This window comes from Prochlorococcus marinus subsp. pastoris str. CCMP1986, from assembly GCF_000011465.1.
GTDB classification, from domain to species: domain Bacteria; phylum Cyanobacteriota; class Cyanobacteriia; order PCC-6307; family Cyanobiaceae; genus Prochlorococcus_A; species Prochlorococcus_A pastoris.
The window spans coordinates 1,391,338-1,410,594 of record NC_005072.1 but is presented as its reverse complement, the minus strand read 5'-3'; the positions used below and the strand labels follow the sequence as shown (position 1 = coordinate 1,410,594).

At 30.2% G+C, this 19,257-nt stretch carries 20 protein-coding genes; 7 read left to right on the top strand and 13 right to left on the bottom strand.

Annotated features, from left to right (window positions below; translation table 11 throughout):
* The first annotated feature begins 5 nt into the window (after window positions 1-5).
* Window positions 6-1,205, top strand: a complete 1,200-nt coding sequence (locus TX50_RS07930) for an aldo/keto reductase (protein ID WP_011133104.1) — start codon at window positions 6-8, stop codon at window positions 1,203-1,205.
* Here the strand turns inward: TX50_RS07930 and rsmG are convergent.
* Complete coding sequence (rsmG, locus tag TX50_RS07925; protein WP_011133103.1) at window positions 1,202-1,921, bottom strand: 16S rRNA (guanine(527)-N(7))-methyltransferase RsmG; 720 nt, start codon at window positions 1,919-1,921, stop codon at window positions 1,202-1,204. The two genes, TX50_RS07930 and rsmG, sit on opposite strands and share 4 nt — an antisense overlap.
* Window positions 1,922-2,012: 91 nt before the next feature.
* On the opposite strand from rsmG, the gene TX50_RS07920 reads away from it, so the two are divergent.
* Together TX50_RS07920 and TX50_RS07915 are read left to right on the top strand one after the other, a co-directional pair.
* On the top strand, window positions 2,013-2,459 hold the full coding sequence (locus TX50_RS07920; RefSeq protein WP_011133102.1) for a J domain-containing protein: 447 nt from the start codon (window positions 2,013-2,015) through the stop codon (window positions 2,457-2,459).
* Window positions 2,460-2,476: 17 nt separating this feature from the next.
* Window positions 2,477-2,734 (top strand): DUF3143 domain-containing protein, encoded by a 258-nt coding sequence (locus TX50_RS07915; protein WP_011133101.1) that lies wholly within the window; start codon window positions 2,477-2,479, stop codon window positions 2,732-2,734.
* Between the two features lie 9 nt (window positions 2,735-2,743).
* Here the strand turns inward: TX50_RS07915 and bioA are convergent, their stop codons facing one another.
* From bioA to TX50_RS07890, 5 genes are read right to left on the bottom strand one after another with little or no spacing between them, the layout of a single operon-like run.
* Complete coding sequence (gene bioA, locus TX50_RS07910; protein ID WP_011133100.1) at window positions 2,744-4,045, bottom strand: adenosylmethionine--8-amino-7-oxononanoate transaminase; 1,302 nt, start codon at window positions 4,043-4,045, stop codon at window positions 2,744-2,746.
* Between the two features lie 3 nt (window positions 4,046-4,048).
* Complete coding sequence (gene bioD / locus TX50_RS07905; RefSeq protein ID WP_011133099.1) at window positions 4,049-4,711, bottom strand: dethiobiotin synthase; 663 nt, start codon at window positions 4,709-4,711, stop codon at window positions 4,049-4,051.
* A complete protein-coding gene (locus TX50_RS07900; RefSeq protein WP_011133098.1) occupies window positions 4,708-5,466 on the bottom strand; it encodes a methyltransferase domain-containing protein in 759 nt (252 codons plus the stop codon). Before TX50_RS07900 ends, bioD begins: the two co-directional genes overlap by 4 nt.
* A complete protein-coding gene (locus TX50_RS07895; protein ID WP_011133097.1) occupies window positions 5,456-6,172 on the bottom strand; it encodes a hypothetical protein in 717 nt (238 codons plus the stop codon). The genes TX50_RS07900 and TX50_RS07895 overlap by 11 nt, the downstream gene beginning before the upstream one ends.
* A complete protein-coding gene (locus TX50_RS07890) occupies window positions 6,169-7,314 on the bottom strand; it encodes an aminotransferase class I/II-fold pyridoxal phosphate-dependent enzyme (RefSeq protein ID WP_011133096.1) in 1,146 nt (381 codons plus the stop codon). The genes TX50_RS07895 and TX50_RS07890 overlap by 4 nt, the downstream gene beginning before the upstream one ends.
* Window positions 7,315-7,453: 139 nt before the next feature.
* Here TX50_RS07890 and TX50_RS07885 point away from each other — a divergent pair, with 139 nt between their 5' ends.
* A complete protein-coding gene (locus tag TX50_RS07885; protein WP_011133095.1) occupies window positions 7,454-10,180 on the top strand; it encodes a DEAD/DEAH box helicase in 2,727 nt (908 codons plus the stop codon).
* Window positions 10,181-10,191: 11 nt separating this feature from the next.
* Here TX50_RS07885 and TX50_RS07880 read toward each other — a convergent pair whose 3' ends face one another.
* Both TX50_RS07880 and purB read right to left on the bottom strand, forming a co-directional pair.
* Window positions 10,192-11,577 (bottom strand): class II fumarate hydratase, encoded by a 1,386-nt coding sequence (locus TX50_RS07880; protein ID WP_011133094.1) that lies wholly within the window; start codon window positions 11,575-11,577, stop codon window positions 10,192-10,194.
* Window positions 11,578-11,617: 40 nt separating this feature from the next.
* The gene (gene purB, locus TX50_RS07875) at window positions 11,618-12,913 is read right to left on the bottom strand and encodes an adenylosuccinate lyase (RefSeq protein ID WP_011133093.1); all 1,296 of its coding nucleotides are present in this window, start codon (window positions 12,911-12,913) and stop codon (window positions 11,618-11,620) included.
* A 293-nt stretch (window positions 12,914-13,206) separates the two neighbouring features.
* Here purB and TX50_RS07870 point away from each other — a divergent pair, with 293 nt between their 5' ends.
* Window positions 13,207-14,019, top strand: a complete 813-nt coding sequence (locus TX50_RS07870; protein ID WP_011133092.1) for a TlyA family RNA methyltransferase — start codon at window positions 13,207-13,209, stop codon at window positions 14,017-14,019.
* Here TX50_RS07870 and TX50_RS07865 read toward each other — a convergent pair whose 3' ends face one another.
* Both TX50_RS07865 and TX50_RS07860 read right to left on the bottom strand, forming a co-directional pair.
* A complete protein-coding gene (locus TX50_RS07865; RefSeq protein ID WP_011133091.1) occupies window positions 14,020-14,358 on the bottom strand; it encodes a P-II family nitrogen regulator in 339 nt (112 codons plus the stop codon).
* A gap of 24 nt (window positions 14,359-14,382) precedes the next feature.
* Complete coding sequence (locus TX50_RS07860) at window positions 14,383-14,628, bottom strand: hypothetical protein (RefSeq protein ID WP_011133090.1); 246 nt, start codon at window positions 14,626-14,628, stop codon at window positions 14,383-14,385.
* Window positions 14,629-14,807: 179 nt separating this feature from the next.
* On the opposite strand from TX50_RS07860, the gene queF reads away from it, so the two are divergent.
* Entirely contained in the window at window positions 14,808-15,218 is a 411-nt protein-coding gene (gene queF, locus TX50_RS07855) for a preQ(1) synthase (RefSeq protein WP_011133089.1), read from the top strand.
* On the opposite strand, the gene TX50_RS07850 is transcribed toward queF, so the two are convergent.
* From TX50_RS07850 to TX50_RS07840, 3 genes are all read right to left on the bottom strand, one after another.
* The gene (locus TX50_RS07850) at window positions 15,215-16,501 is read right to left on the bottom strand and encodes a cytochrome c biogenesis protein ResB (protein WP_011133088.1); all 1,287 of its coding nucleotides are present in this window, start codon (window positions 16,499-16,501) and stop codon (window positions 15,215-15,217) included. The genes queF and TX50_RS07850 overlap by 4 nt on opposite strands.
* Window positions 16,502-17,158 (bottom strand): cytochrome c biogenesis CcdA family protein, encoded by a 657-nt coding sequence (locus TX50_RS07845; RefSeq protein ID WP_011133087.1) that lies wholly within the window; start codon window positions 17,156-17,158, stop codon window positions 16,502-16,504.
* Between the two features lie 83 nt (window positions 17,159-17,241).
* Window positions 17,242-18,471 carry an FtsW/RodA/SpoVE family cell cycle protein gene (locus TX50_RS07840; protein WP_011133086.1) on the bottom strand — a complete coding sequence of 410 codons (1,230 nt, stop codon included), beginning with the start codon at window positions 18,469-18,471 and terminating at the stop codon, window positions 17,242-17,244.
* Between the two features lie 267 nt (window positions 18,472-18,738).
* Here TX50_RS07840 and TX50_RS07835 point away from each other — a divergent pair, with 267 nt between their 5' ends.
* Window positions 18,739-19,218, top strand: coding sequence for an ATP synthase subunit I (locus tag TX50_RS07835; protein WP_011133085.1), 480 nt, complete (start codon window positions 18,739-18,741; stop codon window positions 19,216-19,218).
* Window positions 19,219-19,257 lie beyond the last annotated feature (39 nt).

Here is a 19,257-nt window from a genome sequence, read left to right as displayed (position 1 = left end):
TTCTAATGGAGTTGCCTTGTCGCAGATTTGGTAGAACCAATCTAAAAATGCCTGTTTTATCCTTAGGAGGCATGAGATTTCAAAAAAGTTGGGATGAATTGAAATTTTCAGAGATTTCACGAAAAGAACAGAATAAAGTTGAAAATATATTGAATCTTGCCAATAAATTTGGTTTTAATCACATAGAGACAGCTAAGTATTATGGGACTTCAGAAATACAGTTAGGTATGGGTTTCAAGAGTATTGAAAAAAAACCAAAAATCATTCAAACAAAAATCCCTCCTAATCGTGATCCGAAATTATTCGAAGCAGAACTTTTGAAAAGCTTTGAAAAATTGCAAGTAAAGAAAATTGATTTATTAGCAATTCACGGCATAAATACACCTGAACATCTTCATCAAGCTGTAAAAGATGGAGGCTGTATTGATATTTTAAAAAAATTCCAACAAGAAAATTTAATTGGATATATAGGATTTTCGACTCATGGAGAATTATCTCTTATAGAAAAAGCGATAACTACAAATTTATTTGATTATATTAATTTGCACTGGTATTTTATCAATCAAACGAATTCCAAGTTAATTGAGTTGGCTCATAAATATGATCTTGGAGTTTTTATAATAAGTCCTACCGATAAAGGAGGACATCTTCACACTCCATCAACAAAAATTTTGGAACTTTGCAGCCCTTTACACCCAATAGTATTTAACGATCTTTTTTGCTTAAGGAATAAATATGTTCATACAATTAGTGTCGGGATAGCCAAAGAGCAAGACTTTAATTTACATTTAGAAGCAGTTTCATTATTGTCAGAATCTGATCATTATATTCCTAAAATACTAAATAGATTAAAAGAGGAATCAATAAATTCATTAGGTATAGAATGGTATAAAAGTTGGGATAAAAATTTACCAAATTGGAAAAATACACCAGGAGGAATAAATATTCCGGTTCTTCTCTGGCTCGCGAATTTAATAGATTCCTTTGATTTAGAAGAATTTGCAAAATCTAGATACCAATTACTTGGTAATGGAAGTCATTGGTTTCCAGGCAATAATGCAAATTTGTTAGATGTTAATGTATGCGAAAGTCAATTATTAAAAGTTTTAGAAAGGCATATAAAACCCAAAAAGGTTATAAAGAAATTAAGAGTCCTAAAAGACAAGTTTGGGGATAAATCATTAAAAAGGCTATCAAAGAATTAACCTTTGAGTGGATATTTTTCAGCCTTGCCAATACTTCTAGGATAAATATCAGGGCAAGATGCTTTTGGCTCAATAAAAATAACATTACGCATCCCTTTTTCTCTGGGAAGAAAATTACTTTTAATTTCTAAAATTTGCCCTTCTAATACGTTTAATGTTTTTTCTAAATTTTTATTATCTTCATTGGTCCACTTCCCACAATATAAAATACCTAATCCATTTGATTTCAACATAGGTAATATATATTCAGAAACTGTTGAAGGATTACTAACTGCTCTTGCTGTCGCAATATTAAAGCCATTTTTAAATGAAGATTGACGGCCAATGTTTTCAATACGATCATTAATTACAAATATATCGTTTTTGAATTTAATACTTTTGATAATTTCTTTTAGTGAATCTGTTTTTTTTTTAGAGGAATCCACTAGATATATTTCTGAATTAGGATGTGTTATCGCATAGGCAAATCCTGGGAAACCACAACCTGATCCAATATCAATAAATTTTTTATTATCAAAATTTTTATTTGTATTTTCTTTAAATGTCCAAAGGCTGTCATAGACTTGTGATATCCAGTAATCATCTCCTTCAATTAATCTTGTTAAGTTGGTTTTATAATTTAGTTCTTGGATTTTTATCTGTAATTCTCTAAACATTATTATTTCCTCTTCATTTAATAAATTGAGAAGTTCATTAGGGATACTTTCTTTTGTCATTGAGTTTCAAGTAGTTTCTTATTCTTGATAATTAAAAATATTCAATTTTATCAAAAATGACTAGAATATTTTTAATGATAATTAAATTTTTTTGAAAGGCGAGATAACTTATTATAAGATTTTAGGCGTTAATGAAAATGCCTCAAATAACGAATTAAGAAAAGCTTTTTGTAAACTCTCGATAGAATTACATCCTGATACAACTTCCTTAGAATTAGAAGATGCAAAAAATAAATTTCAAAAAGTATTAGAGGCCTATGAAAATTTAAATAATTCTAATTTGAGGAAAATTTATGATGAAAAATTACAAGTAAATTCTAAAAAACCAAATAAAACAAATTTAAATGTCTTGAATCCTTTAGTAATGGATGCTAATAATCAGCAGTTAGTAGGAAATAGGAGACCATTTTCAAATGGAGAAATGTTCTCATTATTTTTGTTGATTATTATTATTTTGATAAGTTTATTTTTAGCTATCTTAATCGCTTCTTTTGCTGGCAAAGAAATACAGTCAATTCCAACTTGGCTTTTGAGATAATAATTTAAAGAAATTCTGTGATCCCATCTGACACCCCAATTAATCAACATTCACTTCAATCATTAGAATTATGGTTAAAAGATTTAGGTGCAACTAAAGATATTGATAATCCGTCTAAATGGTATTTGTTACTTTCTAATTGGAATGCAACTATTATTTTTGAACAAGAAGATTTAAGTGTTGTCTGGGAGAGTGGAGGTAAATTAACTAAAAGACTATTTTCTTATTGTATTAATAGAGAAGATATAGAAAATGCTATTTTACAGGGGCCTTAATTTTGTTTTTCAAAGATCGCTTAAAATTTCAAAAATAATTCTGTAACTTTTTTCTAACTGTCTGTCTGTAATACAAAGAGGGGGTAATAGATAGATAACATTACCAAGTGGCCTAATAAATAAACCTTTTTTAATTGATAATGCTTTTATCCTTTTGCCAACATTGTTTAGATAACCTTCATTTTTACCTATTTCAATATCAAATGCGGCGATAGTTCCTGTGACTCTTATGTTTTTTACAAATGGTAATTTTTTAATTTTCTTTAGATGGGAAAGGTGCTTTTCCTCAAAAGAAAGATACTTTATTGGATCTTTTTCTAATAAGTCAAGGCTCGCATTAGCTGCAGCACACCCTAAAGGGTTTGCAGTGAAGCTATGACCATGCCAAAAAGTTTTTTTAGGAGAATCGCTAATAAAAGATTGGAAAATTGTCTCTTTAGCTAATGTGATTCCCATAGGTAGGAATCCTCCTGTTAAACCCTTCGAAATAGAAATTAGATCAGGAATTATATTTGCCTTTTGAAATGCAAAGAGACTTCCACATCGCCCAAATCCAGTTAATACTTCATCAGCTATTAATAAAGAATTATTATTTTTTACTACTTCTGAAACTCGTCTGATAAATTCAGGCCTAACCATATTCATTCCTCCCGCACCCTGTACTAATGGTTCAAGAATGACTGCTACAGTCGGCTTTTTAAGAAGTTTAGTTAATATTTGAATCGCGTTATTCTCTTTTCTTTCAACCTCTTCATCATTTATCCAAGTTGAAGGCCATGGGGCTCTTTTAACAGGGAACATTAGATTATCAAAATTCTCATTGAAAATATTTCGTTCCCCTAAAGCCATTGCTCCAAATGTATCACCATGATAAGCACCATCAAAAGCAATTATTTGGTTTCTTGTTTCACCTTGATTTTGCCAAGATTGATAGGCAATTTTTAAAGCTACTTCTACAGCGGTAGATCCATTATCAGAAAAAAATAGTCTTTCTAATTTAGTTAAGCCACTGAGTCTCTCTGATAATATTTGAGCCTGTGGATGTAAGAAGTCGGCGAATATAACTTGCTCTAGAGTCTTGGCTTGATGATAAATTGCATCTGCTATGTAATCGTTACTATGACCATGTAGAGTAACCCACCAACTACTTATTCCATCAATGAGTTCTTGTTTTGGATTTTTAGTATAAATTAAAGCATTTTTTCCATGAGTAACTTCTAATTGAGGCTTGCTATTTATAATCTGCGTAAAAGGCGGCCATATATTAGGATGCCAATCTTGATTAGGATTTTTTAAAACTGGAGATTTCATTTATTATTTTTTTTGATTTAATAAGGTGATCAATTTATTTTTAATATTGAGCTCTTCCCAAAGTATATCTAAATTATTAGAGTCAATTTTCTGGATATATGGAAATTCCGCAATTATAGGAAGACTACTAAATTCAGTTAATGTTTTTGGATTATCTAAGTGTTTTTTTCCGTTTATAACTAGACCTAGAATTTTAATATTTCTTTTTCTTAATGCCTCAATACTAAGAAGAGTGTGATTAAGAGTCCCAAGGCCGCTCTTGCATATAAGTATTACAGGGATATCCCATTTCTTGATTTGATCTATTTGCAAATAATTTCTTGTAATTGGGACCATTAAGCCCCCCGCTGTTTCTACAATTAATGACCCATCGATATTTGGTAAATTTAATAGCTGAAAATTTATAACTTTTTGATCTATTTCTGCCGCCCAATGAGGAGAAACAGGTTCTCTAAAGATATAAGCTTCACTGATTATTTTTGCTTTGTTCACTTTTGCAAGTCGTGCAACAGCTTGACTATCAGTCTCTGACTCAATGCCACTTTGAATAGGCTTCCAGTAAAAAGAATTTAATCCTCTTACAAAAAAAGAACTAATTAATGTCTTTCCGATATCAGTATCTGTCCCACAAATAACAAATTGGAATTTATTCTTTATAGCGCTCATGATTTTTTTAATATTTCAATATTAATTTCCCATGTAAGATTAACTGAATTAGTTGCCGTCTTAGGCCAAAACTTTTGTATTGCTTTTAATTCACATACTTTATTACGTTTACACTTGGTTGATTGAGCTCCCACGTTTACTATGCTTCTGAAAAGTTTATAAACATCTGGAAAGTTTTCTATATATAAGTATTTATTTGAGAAGAATATTTCGTCAGAGTTGAAACTTTTGACTATATTTTTTGAAACAGGGAAAGTTAAGCCACTATATTCAATATTAGTTTCTAAGCAAGTTTGCTTCCATTCCGGGAATGAATTTATTGTGGGATATGAAATTATTAAATAACCACCAGATCTTAATTTGTTAAACCAATCTCTTATTATTTTTTCGGGATTGTCTAACCAGTGTATACAAAAGTTAGATGTCATTAGAGGACAGTTTCTAATTGATGGAGGTAAACCATTATTTAAATCCCATAAAATCTTTTTACTAGAGTCCTTATTTTGAAGAAGCATTTTTTTGCTGAAATCAATTCGGCTAATATTTTTTGTAGAAAATTCTTTTTCTATTTCATCAGCTAATAACCCAGTTCCTGAACCAAGATCTATCCATTCACCTTTTTGAATATTTAGATCTTTTAAGAAATAAACAATCTTATCAGCAAAATGCTTTTGAATATTTGAATAACTTAAATAATTTGCTGAAGCATTATTAAAGTTATTTTTAACTGTTTCATTCCAGATTTTATTTTTCATATTTATTATCCAGAGTTCTTTTGATGATTTGGTAAAAATTTAAATTAGTTAGACAATGCCCTTGATTATCTAATTCAATTAAAGTTGGCTTTTTAGTTAATGTTTTTTTTAATAATTCAATAAAGTCATCACTTGAATCTTGGTCAAGAATTAAATCGTTTTTAGAATTTATAATGATGACATTGCAATTTTTCTCAAAAGACTTTAAAGAATTTCTATCTGTATAAAGTTTTTTAAGGTCACTTAATAGAAGATTATTATTTAAATTCTCTAAGTTTTTATAAAACATAGTTTGGAAAATAATGCTCATATTATTGGGCAAAAAAGATCTATGCATAAATTCTTTTAACATAACCTCTGCTTCAAATAACATTATTTTTTTTTCCATTCTCTTAAGAGATCTGTAAATTAAGTTTCTTTTTTTGCTTGAAGGAAGAAAGTTATTAAATGAATTTATAAAGACAACATGGGATGCTTCATCTAAAAGATTTTCTTGAATTAAATGGAAACCTAAAGAGTGACATAAAATTAACTTGATTTGATCGTTCAAATTGTTTTTTATCCATTTTGCTTGATTGATATTTTTTGAAAAATATCCTCTTTCATTATCTTGCCAATGCCATCCATTTCTTTGAAATTCAATTTTATAATTATCCCAGAAACTTTGATCTAACCCCCAACCATGCTGAGTAATAACTTGTTTCATTTGAAGGTTTTTAAAACAGAAATAAAATTATCAAGTATGTCTAAATTTAAATCTCTTCTAATTGTTAGCCTTATTCTTGATTCGTTCACAGGAACAGTAGGTGGTCTAATAGCAATAGCTAAAAAACCGTTTTTTTCAAGATGTTTTTGTAGAAGGATTGCCTTTTCTTCTTGTCCGACAATTATAGATAAGATTTGAGATTCTCCCTTAACTGGGTAACTTAAATTTCGAAGAATTTCTTTTTTCCATTTTTTAGAAGAGATCAATAAATTAATCCCCCATTCGTGATTGGCTTTGATTTTTTGGAGCGATTTAAGTGCACCTGCAGATAAAGCTGGGGAAAGAGCAGTTGTATATCTAAAAGCCCCACTCGTTTGAATAAGGTGTTCACCAATTTTTGAGTTGCAAGCTATGAAAGCCCCGCCGCTACCAAACGATTTGCCAAAGGTTCCAGTAAGCATAGTTATTTCATCAGATAAATCAAAACTTAAACCTTTCCCTTCAGTCCCTAAAATCCCAATAGCATGAGCTTCGTCGACTAATAATTCAACATTATACTTTTTACAAATCCCAGCAATTTCTTTGAGAGGAGCAATTGAACCTTCCATACTGTAAAGGGATTCAACAATTATAAGAATGGACTTTTGCGATGAATTGAATTTAAGAATTTTATTTTCTAAGTCTTTTAGATCATTATGTTCGAATCTTACTAGTTTTGATCCGGCAGCTTTTACTCCAACTAATAAAGAATTATGAATAAATTTATCTGCAATTACAATACTATTTCTGTTAGCTAAACCTTGCACGGCAGCAATATTAGCTTGGAAACCGCTAGGAAATAAAAGCACTTTTTCCTGATTAAGCCATTCGGCAAGTTGTGTCTCTAATAATTTATGTATTGGTCTAGAGCCCGTTATGAATCTCGAACTGCCTGAACCAAGACCTTCAGATAAGCTTATTTCATAAGAGGCTTTTATTACATCATTATCTCTACTTAATCCAAAATAATCATTACTACATAAGTCAATAAAGTTATTTTTAACTTTCTTTGGATTTACACCTTGAAGTTCATATGGCTTTTGACCTAATGTGAATGTTTTTAATTTACGAAGTCTATTTTTTGGGATTTTTACTCTATTCATTTGTAAGTAATTTTAACTAAATATTTTTTATAAAATGATCTAGATTTACTATTAAAGTGTGCAAGGTGGCTATTGTTTATTAATATCTATATAGATCATATCTTAAGAAGTTAACTCCTCCCCTCTTCAATCACAATTATTGCTTAATTTAGAGGAATATTTCCCATTCCCACTAGATCCATTTCAAATAGAGGCAATAAAAGCTATTAATAGTGGAAATTCTGTTGTTTTAACTGCTCCAACTGGCTCAGGTAAAACATTAATCGGTGAATTTGCTATTTATAGAGGCTTATCCCATGAAAGTAGAGTTTTTTATACAACCCCTTTAAAAGCTTTATCAAATCAAAAGTTTAGAGATTTTATTAATCAATTTGGAGAGAAGAAAGTAGGTCTCTTAACTGGAGATATTAGTATCAATAGAGATGCTCCAATCTTAGTAATGACTACTGAGATTTTTAGGAATATGCTCTATGGAGAATTTGAAGAATTTGATGACCCATTGGTAAATCTGGAATCTGTAATTCTTGATGAATGTCATTATATGAACGATCCTCAAAGGGGGACAGTTTGGGAAGAAACAATAATTCATTGTCCAAGTAGAGCACAGATAATAGCTTTATCAGCAACTATCTCAAATGCAGACCAACTTCAAAATTGGATAGAAAAAGTTCATGGTCCTACAGTACTTGTGAACAGTAATAAAAGACCAGTTCCATTAGATTTTATTTTCTGTAGTGCCAAGGGACTTCATCCTCTTTTGAATAATAAGGGTAATGGGATTCATCCAAATTGTAAGATTTGGAGAGCACCAAAAGGGCAAAAAAAGAAGGGTAAAGTAGGAAGAATAATGCAACCAAAGGCGCCTCCGATTGCCTTTGTAGTCTCTAAACTTGCAGAGAGAAATATGTTACCAGCTATCTATTTTATTTTTAGTAGAAGAGGTTGTGACAAGGCTGTTGAGTATATAAAAGATTTATCTTTAGTAAGTTATTCAGAAGCAAATTTGATATCTCAAAGATTAGATGTTTATCTAAAAAATAATGAAGAGGGTATAAAAGATAAATTTCATTGTGAAGCTCTTAAACGAGGTATAGCTTCACACCATGCTGGTTTGCTTCCAGCATGGAAAGAGTTAGTAGAGGAACTATTTCAGCAAGGATTGATAAAAGTTGTTTTTGCAACTGAAACTTTAGCTGCGGGTATTAATATGCCTGCAAGAACAACAGTAATTTCAACATTATCAAAAAGGACTGATGAAGGACATAGATTATTATTTAGTAGTGAATTCTTGCAGATGTCAGGAAGAGCTGGAAGAAGAGGAAAGGATTTACAGGGATATGTTGTAACCTTACAAACTAGATTTGAGGGAGCAAAAGAAGCTAGTTCCTTGGCTATTAGTGAACCAAATCCACTAGTTAGTCAGTTCACACCAAGCTATGGAATGGTTCTTAACCTTTTGCAAAACTATAGTTTAGATAAATCTCGAGAGTTAATAAAAAGAAGTTTTGGGAGCTTTTTATATTTAGGGGAATCTTCAGAAGAGACTGCTATTCTTTATAATTTAGGAAGAGATTTAAAAGAACTAAAAAAAATAACTTCCAATATTTCATGGCAAGATTTCGATTCATACGAAAAGTTGAAAAGTCGTTTAAAAGAGGAAAGAAGATTGTTGAGGATATTAGAAAAACAAGCAGCTGAAAAATTATCAGAAGAAATTACTAGTGCACTTACCTTTATTAAAGATGGAAGTTTAATTTCCATAAAAGCCCCTCAAATAAATAGAAAAGTTGTTCCAGCTTTAATTTGTAAAAAAATATATGAATCAAAAAAAATTAAAAGTTTGCTTTGTTTAACAATTGATAATTTATTTATCCTTATAAAACCTTCTTACATAGTCAATATTTTTCCTGATCTAGAAGAAATTGAAATTTTGAGGCTTGAAGAACCCAAGATGAATTTCTCAGGAGAAGTTGTAAGAGGTGATAATGAATCACAAACTTTTGTAGATAGAATTTTTGATATTTCTGAAAAATATGATTTAAGAACTCCTCAATATGACCTATCAACTGAAGTTTTGGCACAAAAGAAACTAATTACTAATTTGGAAGAAACAATTACTAATCAGCCTGCGCATAAATTTGGTGACTCTAAAAAATTAAAAAGATATAGAAAAAGGATTATCGAGATTGAGCAAGAAATAGTTATGAAAAATAATCTTATGGAAGAAAAAGAAAATCATAACTGGATAAAATTTACTGATTTAATAAAAATTTTGAATCATTTTGGCTGTTTAAATGATTTAGAGCTTACCGAAGTAGGGCAATCAGTTGGTGCAATAAGAAGTGAAAATGAATTATGGGTTGGACTTGTTTTACTTAGTGGATACTTGGATGATTTGGCCCCTCCTGATTTAGCCGCAATCATTCAAGCAATTTGTGTGGATGTAAGAAGACCCAATCTTTGGTGTAATTTTAAGCCTTCCATAAAAGTTATAGATGTTTTTAATGAGTTAGAGAGCCTAAGAAAATTAGTAGCCTCGAAACAAAATAAGTTTAATATTAACACTCCAATTTTTTTAGAAACGGAGTTGACTGGGATAATTTCAGAATGGGCGAGAGGTAAAAAATGGAAAGAACTAATTTTTAATACTTCTCTAGATGAGGGGGATGTTGTAAGGATCTTAAGAAGGTCTATGGATGTTTTATCACAAATTCAATATTGCGTAGGAGTAAGTAATAAACTAAAAAATAAAGCAAAGTTAGCCTTAAAAGCTATAAATAGATTTCCTGTTTCTGAATCGAATGATTTGTTAAAAGTCTCTGATAATATTAATCCAGCAACGAAAAGAATTGATAATAATTCCTAAAAGTAGTTCAATTAAATCATTTTATTAGTATTTATAGCATCCTCAAATTCATTAGCAGTTAAGTAACCTAATTTTATTGTTGCTTCTTTTAAGTTGATTGATTCATTAAAAGCAAGATTCGCAATTTCTGCTGCTTTTTCATAACCTATTTTGGGAACCAATGCAGTTACAAGCATTAGTGAATTTTCAAGATTAGCTTTTATAGTTTTTGGGTTTGGTTGTATCCCTTCAACTAATTTTAGTCTGAAGTTACTTATCGCATGATTCAGTAATTTTATACTCGTGAGAATATTAAATCCAATTAGTGGCTTATATTCATTCATTTGTAAAGTGCCGCTGGCATTAGCTATTGATACTGCGTATTCAAAACCCATTACTTGAGTGCATACCATTGATAATGCTTCACATTGGGTTGGATTAACTTTCCCAGGCATGATTGAGCTCCCTGGTTCATTTTTGGGAATTATTAATTCATAAATGCCAGATCTAGGTCCTGAGGACAATATTTTAATATCATTAGAAATCTTAAATAATGCACTTGCTAGGATTTTTATTTGACCCATTACTTGGGCTAATCGATCATGAGATGCCATTAAAGAGAAATGATTCTTTGACTTATAAAAAAATAAACCAGTATATTCTGAAATTGATTTTATAGATTCTTTTGAAAAATCTTTTGGACAATTAATACCTGTACCAACTGCCGTACCACCTAGTGGTAAGAAACATAATTCATTAAGACTAATTATCAGAGCATCTTCAGCGTCCTTTAGTTGTTTTGACCATGCAGAAACTTCTTGACCAAGGGAAATTGGCACTGCATCTTGAAAATGAGTTCTACCTATTTTTATAAGATCTTTCCATTTATTACTCTTACTATCAAGAACCTTAGTAAGTTCCTTTATTGATGGAACTAATTTTTTAATTATTTGAGTAACAACAGATATCTGAATAGCCGCAGGAAAAGTATCATTTGTAGACTGCGATTTATTAACATCATCATTTGGATGAATAGGATGATGACTTCCAAGTCCTGAATTTGTTTTTAACGCAGCAATATTAGATATGACTTCATTGATATTCATATTTGTTTGTGTACCACTACCTGTTTGCCATATTTTTAAGGGGAATTGAGAATCATGTTTCCCATCAAGGATTTCTGTACAGGCTTCAATAATGAGATCTTTTTTTACATTATTTATTAAACCCAATTTGAAATTAGAAATTGCGGCTGCTCTTTTTATAACCGTAAGTGAATAAATTAATTCAATTGGAATTAACTCCTCACCAATAGAAAAATTTATAATTGATCTCTGCGTTTGGGCTCCCCACAAAGCCTCTGAAGGAACTTTTATCTGTCCCATACTATCTTTTTCAAATCTAAAGTTCTTGGTCATCAAAAAAAATGTGGTTAAACTTCAAATAATATTTAGGGATTTAAATACTTAACTTATCCCATATTACATTTAAATTGTTGAGGTGGATTGAGGGGTCAAAGCATACCTTTAAATCATTCTCAGAAACTAATGTCATTATCTCTTGGTCCCCCTCAATATTTTCCTTGAAATTACCATTCTCATTATTCCAAGCTTGATGAGCACTTTTTTGTACCAAGCTATAAGCCTTTTCCCTAGACATACCCTTTTCAACAAGTAAAAGTAAAACTTTCTGACTAAAAATTACTCCCCCATATATATTTAAATTTTTGAGCATATTGTCCGGATAAACTTTTAAATTATTTATAATTTCTTTCATTTCTCTAAGCATAAAATGTAGGCATATAGATACATCGGGTAACATGATACGCTCATTAGAACTATGGCTAATATCTCTCTCGTGCCAAAGCGGAACATTCTCAAGAGCTGTTACAACATAACTCCTCAAAATTCTAGATAAACCGCTAACCCTTTCACTACGAATAGGGTTTCTTTTATGAGGCATAGCTGAGCTTCCTTTTTGCCCTTTTGAAAATCCTTCTTCGACTTCTAAAACATCTGTTCTCTGAAGGTTCCTTATCTCAGTAGCAAACCTATCAAGTGAAGCTCCTATTAACGCTATTGTTTGAACATATTCAGCATGTCTATCTCTTGATATAACCTGAGTACTTGCTGTATCTGGTTTTAAACCCAGCAACTCGCAAGTAATTTTTTCTATTTCTGGGTTTGTATTAGCGTAAGTTCCCATTGCTCCACTTATTTGTCCAATGGAAATAGATTCTTTAAGGATTAATAATCTTTTTTTATCTCTTAATATTTCTGCTAACCATCCTGCCAATTTAAATCCAAATGAAATAGGCTCTCCGTGAATTGCATGGGATCTGCCAATCATTAAAGTATTTTTATGCTTTCTTGCTAATGATCTGACCTCATTTTCTAGTTTTTCAATTTCCTCTAATAACAATTCGCAGGAATCTTTTAGCTGTAATGAGAGGCCTGTATCAAGGATATCGCTGCTAGTCATTCCAACATGAATGTATCTTCCGGAATCTCCAACATATTCATTGATATTTGTTAGAAATGCAATTACATCATGTTTTACTTCTTTCTCGATTTCTTTAATTCTTGATTCTTCAAATTTTGCATTTAAACGAATTTCTTTTAACGCAGCTTCAGGCATTTTTCCAAGAGTACAATTTGCCTCGCATGCTGCAATTTCAACTTTAAGCCAACTCTGGAATTTTGCATTTTCAGTCCAGATTCTTCCCATTTCGGGTAATGTGTAACGTTCAATCACAATTTTTAAACATCTTCAATTTAAACTTTATAACTAAAATCTCATAATTGCTCTATACGTAAAAGTTCTACTTGCCATTGAACATATTTGTATAAGTATTATTGTCATAAATAAAAGCTTTTGGATTTGTAAATATCTTTTCATTTTGAAAAATGTCTAAATCTTGCGATTGGATTATCTTTATAACTAGTAGGTATTTTGTTTTTAATAAAATTTTAAATTAGCATTATGTTTCAAAAATATAATTTGAAAATAGCCAGTAATTATTTTTTAAAGTTACCTTTTTAGAGCAAATGATTAAAAAAAGTAGGCTAGATCTTTATCTTATTTACAAAGGTTTATGCGAGACTCGTCAGAAAGCACAGGGGCTAATTCTTGCAGGAAAGGTTAAAGATATCAATGGTAAGATTTTCGATAAACCTGGTCAACAAGTTTTAATAGGAACTGAATTTATTATTGAATCTGAACCTCAATTTGTATCGAGAGGAGGAGAAAAATTACTGGAGGCTTTTAAAAAATTAAAGATTAATGTTAAAGATAGAGTTTGTATAGATGCAGGAATTTCTACTGGAGGATTTACTGATTGCTTGTTGCAACAAGGAGCGAAAATGGTTTATGGGATTGATGTAGGTTATGGTCAAACGGCTTGGAAACTAAGGAAAAATCCAAAAGTGAAACTCTTTGAAAGATCAAATATTAGAAATTTAAAGCCTTTAGATATCTATTCTGAAGAAAGTTTATTACCAAATTTTGTTGTAGTAGATTTATCTTTTATTTCACTAAAGTTAGTTTTACAACCTATTAATAATTTATTATCAGGAGATTTTATAGAGGGAATATTTCTTATTAAACCTCAATTTGAAGTAGGGAAAGATCGAGTAAGTAAAGGGGGCGTTGTAAGAAAAGCTGAATATCATATTGAGGCTATTGAGTCAGTTATTAATGCAGCAAATCAATTGCAATGGAATATTCAAGGTCTTGTAGCTTCGCCTTTAGTTGGACCCGCAGGAAATCATGAATATCTAGCTTGGATGTCTAAGTTTGGGATTTCTAATCCAATAATAAATACTAAATTTATAGAAAATTTAGTAAAAGAAACTCTTTAATCAAAGAGCTTCTTCATCGGTATCTCCAGTTCTAATTCTTACAACAGAATCAATAGATGATATAAATATTTTTCCATCTCCAATTTCGCCTGTTTTTGCAGCTTCGGCAATTGCATCTATTACTGAACTTACTTTTTCATTTTCTACTACAACTTCAACTTTAAGTTTCTGAAGAAATTCAACTGTAAATTCTGAACCTCTATACCTTTCTACCTGACCTTTTTGTCTTCCAAATCCCCTGACTTCACTTACAGTCATTCCAACAATTCCAGAATTTACTAATGCAATTTTTACATCTTCTAGTTTAAATGGACGTATGATTGCCTCAATTTTCTTCATTTTTTTCTCTTGAATGATTTAATCTTAATTCTTTTTTTGAAAAACATCTAGCATTGAAACTCCAGAAAATGATTTAATCTTTAGACCAGCGCTAATTGCATCCTTAACTAGTAACTTAGAGTTTTCTTTTGAAATTATTACTTGATTATTTGATAATGCCTCCCATTGAGTATCTTCAAAATGCGTCTGGAGCCATAACATTCCAATAACACTAGTGGGGTTTAGAGATTTATTTGAATTATTGTCTATATTTAACAAACAGATGTCCATAAGTTTTTTGAAACTAAATACATATAAACCCTTTTAACGATACTAAGATTGTTATCATTGATACAAAACCAAGTTTTATATCCTTTGACTTATTGATTTGTAATACTTAAGTTTATTCTAATTTTTTGCGAATTATTAGCTTTTTATATAGTTTTAGTAAAGGTATTTTTGAATAAAAAATGGGTACAGCTAATTTACATGATTCGACTAACAAGCCTTTATACGGAGAAAGAATAATAGAAGAATCAAATATAATTTGTTTTGAAAATCCTAATAAAAAAAGAATTTATGAAATTTCAATTGAGTTACCTGAATTTACTTGTAAATGCCCATTTTCAGGTTATCCAGATTTTGCAAAATTAAATATCTACTATCAGCCTAATATGAAAGTATATGAGTTGAAATCCTTAAAACTTTATATTAATAAATTTAGAGATCTCAAAATATCACATGAAGAAGTGGTAAATAGAATTATGGATGATCTTTTAAAAGCAGCAGTCCCACACTGGATTCATTTAAACGCTGATTTTAATCCTAGAGGAAATGTTTCTATGAAATTAGATATTTATAGTGGACAGAAAAGAAATTAATTATTCTTGATTTCATCTGATAATTTTAGAAATTCCTTCTTAAAACCTAAAAGATTTCTATTACTTAAACCACCAATAAATAATTTATTTGTATTTTCATTAAATAAGATCCATATTTGATTTGTGGGAATAAGACTTAAGATTGTTCCCACAATTATCAAAGTAAATGATAAATAAATAAAAGGAATTGAAGGATCATTTTTAATAATCAAACCACTACTAGGAATTATTTTTTTTAAAGATAGTTTTGAAGAATTAATTTCTATTGGATTATTATTTAAATAAACAAAATTTTCAGAAAAATCTTCAATATTTGAGACTTTAAGTGGACCATTTTCATTATCTATAGTTAAAAGATAATTTTTTTTATTTTCTCTACCCAATTCAATTAAAAGCCCCCATATTTGATCTCCTATCTCAGGAATAGGCTTTAGTTGGAGTTGGTAAAGAACACTGTCAATTTCCATAACAATATTTGAAACTGACCAATCCGCTTGATAAATAGTTAAACCTTTGAATCTGATAGGTTGATTCACTTGAGTTGTTTTTATTTCATTCAAATTTTGTTGTTTCGAAAAAAATTCTAAATTTGAAATAAATTGCTTTGGTTTTCCATCACTTTCACGTTCAATAAAAAAGTTTTTTAATTTTATTTTTACTCTTGAATTTGTACTCTCGTTTATTAAATCTAAACTTTCTCCTAATCTCAAATATTGTTCTTTAGATTGACTACTGAAATTTCCGTATGCAGAACCAATCAATAAAATAATTAAACCTATATGGACAATTATAGGCCCAAGTTTTCCTTCTAAGCCTTTTCTTGCTGATAAGCGATTTTCAAATTTGGAAATGTTCCAACCTTTTTTTCTAAGTAAAGAATCAGCTTTTAGAATGTGATCTGCATCTTGGATTATTTCGTAATTAGTTATTAATTCGAGTTTGTAGAATTTTTTTTCATCTTTATAGTCAGTCCATTTTAAGGCTGCTTTTAAAGACGGTATTTGCCTCCTAAAGCTGCAGGCTGCAAGAGAAATACAAAGTAGTATTAATGAAAATAAAAACCAATTACTCGTATAAATATGATCTAATTGGAGTCTTATAACTTGAGATCCATTAATAAATCCTAATATTGGCGTTTCGTTGTAGAAATCAATATACTCTTGTTGATCATTTCCTTGAGGTATAAACGTTCCAACTCCACTTGAAATGGCTATGAAAATTATTAATAGTATTGCAAATCTTAAACTTGATATCTTTAGAATAAATTTCTTAAAAATAACCATTTAGATCCAATTTGAAATTAAATTTAGAATCCCTAGCGAAACTAAAAATACCCCACTTAAAGTAGGAATTACTTGACTATATTTTCTGAGTTCTAGAAACTGCTTTAAATTTTCAGTTGTCGCTCCTGCAAGGATTAATGGTGTTACTTGACCAAGGCCAAAGAAGAATAAAAAAATTATTGAAATTGTAGGGTTTTTTGCTTGTGATACCCATGCTAAGAGTGTAGCCAGTACTGGAGTAATACAAGGTGAAGAGGCAAGACCAAAAGCTCCACCTACTACAAAAGGAGTAATTATAGAAGGAACCTTATCTTCCATAAATTGCAAATCGGGCCCATTAGGTAATTGGAATTTTAAAATTCCTAATAAGTTTAAGCCCATAATAATTGCTATTAAAGCTACTAAAGATGCGTAGTAAGAGGGCAATTGTCCATATATTTTTCCTAAGAATCCGCTCAAGGCACCCAATGTAATGAGGGAAAAAATTACCCCTCCAGAAAAACTAATAAGTTTAAACTTATTATTCTTAGTACCACCCACATAAGCAATTGTGATTGGTAGTAAAGATAAAGAACATGGACCAAGACTTGTTAAAAGGCCTGCAGTAAAAACTAAAAATATGGTAAGTGGGCCTGGATTATTAAGCCCTTGCTCCATTAGTAAATTACCCTTTTGAGCTAATTCTGAAACAAATAAATTAATTGAGGCGATAACAGGAATCTAAATCTTCTAAATTCTAACTAATGAAGAGACTTTCGTGCACTAATCATGCCTATATGACCAGTTGATTCCAGAGAACACCTTAACAACATTCCGATCACAAAAAATGAGGACAATAAGGAATTTCCTCCGTAACTTACAAAAGGTAATGGTAACCCAGTTGTGGGCATTGTTCCTGTTGCCACAGCTATATGCATTATAGATTGACCTATAACTAAGGTTACGCATCCAATAGCAACTAACTTTGTATAATTATTCCTACATTTTATAGCGATTCTTAAGCTTATATAAGAAAAAAGAGCTAAAAAGCTCAACAATAATGTTGATCCTAATAAACCAAATTCTTCTGCAAAAATAGCAAAAATGAAATCTGTGCTTTGAATTGGTAAATATTGTAATTTTTGTGTAGATAACCCAAATCCTTGTCCAAATAATCCTCCTGAACCAATCGCTAGTAAACTCTGAATTAATTGATAGCCATTACCCTCTGAATCTTTCCAAGGATCTATGAATGATATGACTCTTAGCTTTTGATACTCATTACTCAAAATACTAATACAACCACTTAAAACTCCTAATGAAGCTACTGATAAGAGTGAACTGAATTTAACTCCCCCACATAAACCCATCACCCAAAAAAGAATTCCTGTTAAACCTGCGGTACTTAAATTTGGCTGCTTCATTATTAGTAAAATTAGAAACCCAAAGGTGCTTAATGAAATAATTTTTCTATTATTTTTAACTAAATTCCAATGAGCAAATAAGTTGGCTCCTTCCAATATTGAAAAAGGTTTTATTAATTCAGATGGTTGAATTTGTAGAGGACCTAGAATTAACCATCTTGAAGAACCGTTAACTGTACTGCCAAAGAATATTGTTAAAATTATCAAGAAAATTAAAAAGTAAAAAATAATTTTTGAAATTTTTAAAAGATCTCTAATATTTGTATTTAAAACAAAATAAAAAAAAGTTAATCCAGGAATACACCAAATAATTTGTCTTTTTAAATAATACGCCCAATCCCCCATTTCCTTGCTAGCCACCCACCAACTAGCAGAGCCAAGAATAAATAAACCTAAAACAGACCAAATACCTATCAAAATTAGTAAAAGTTTCCCTTCATAAGGCCAAATTCCCCAAGGTATAGGTAAGAAATTTGCCTTTAAATAGTTAGGTTTGTTTATTGAATCAAAAGTTCTATTTCTTTTACAATCACTATTAAATTTTGTAGCTGATTTACTTATCTCCAATTTAAAGTTTGTAGATATACTATTGAGACGTTAAATGACTACTTTGCCAAGTCTTTTTGATACTTTTTGAGTGAATTTAAGTTTTTAGATTTTGATTAATAAAACTCAATTTATTTTTAGTTTTTCAAAAACATCCATATCAAATATCACAATTCTTAAGAATTAGGACTTTAAACGAAAAATTCCTAGCTAAAAGACCCCTCCCCATGATAGATTCCGTGGGTTTATATACTTACTTAAATCTTTATGAAGGGGGTTTTCTAAATTATGTTCACATCAGTGGACTCAAATAGAAAAAAAATTGTTGAGCATCTTCCCGATAAGAATGTTCATGATTCCCCTACCCAGGATAATTCTTTCATTAATAAAATTAAATTAGTTTTTGCAAGTCAATTCCAAAAATTATTTTCAAAAAATGATGAATACACTAAATTGCAAATAACAATTTTTGGTATTACTTTTATCGTTGCCATTTTAGTAGCATCTATAACAGGAATTATAATTGGGTATACTTTTGGTTTTAGTGTTTTTATAGGTGCCATTGCTGGTATTTTTTATTTACGTTTGCTTGCTAAAAGCATAGGAAAAATAGGGAAAGAATCTAATGGGGTATCTCAATTGCAACTATTGGTTCCAGTTTGCCTCTTTCTTTTTGCAAGCAAGCTAGGATCCTTAGATATTTTTCCAGCAATGATAGGCTTTTTTATTTATAAGCCTTCTCTTATATTTTATTTCTCACGTTCTTAAATAAATTTTGCTTTTCAAAATTTATTAATTTTTATTTAA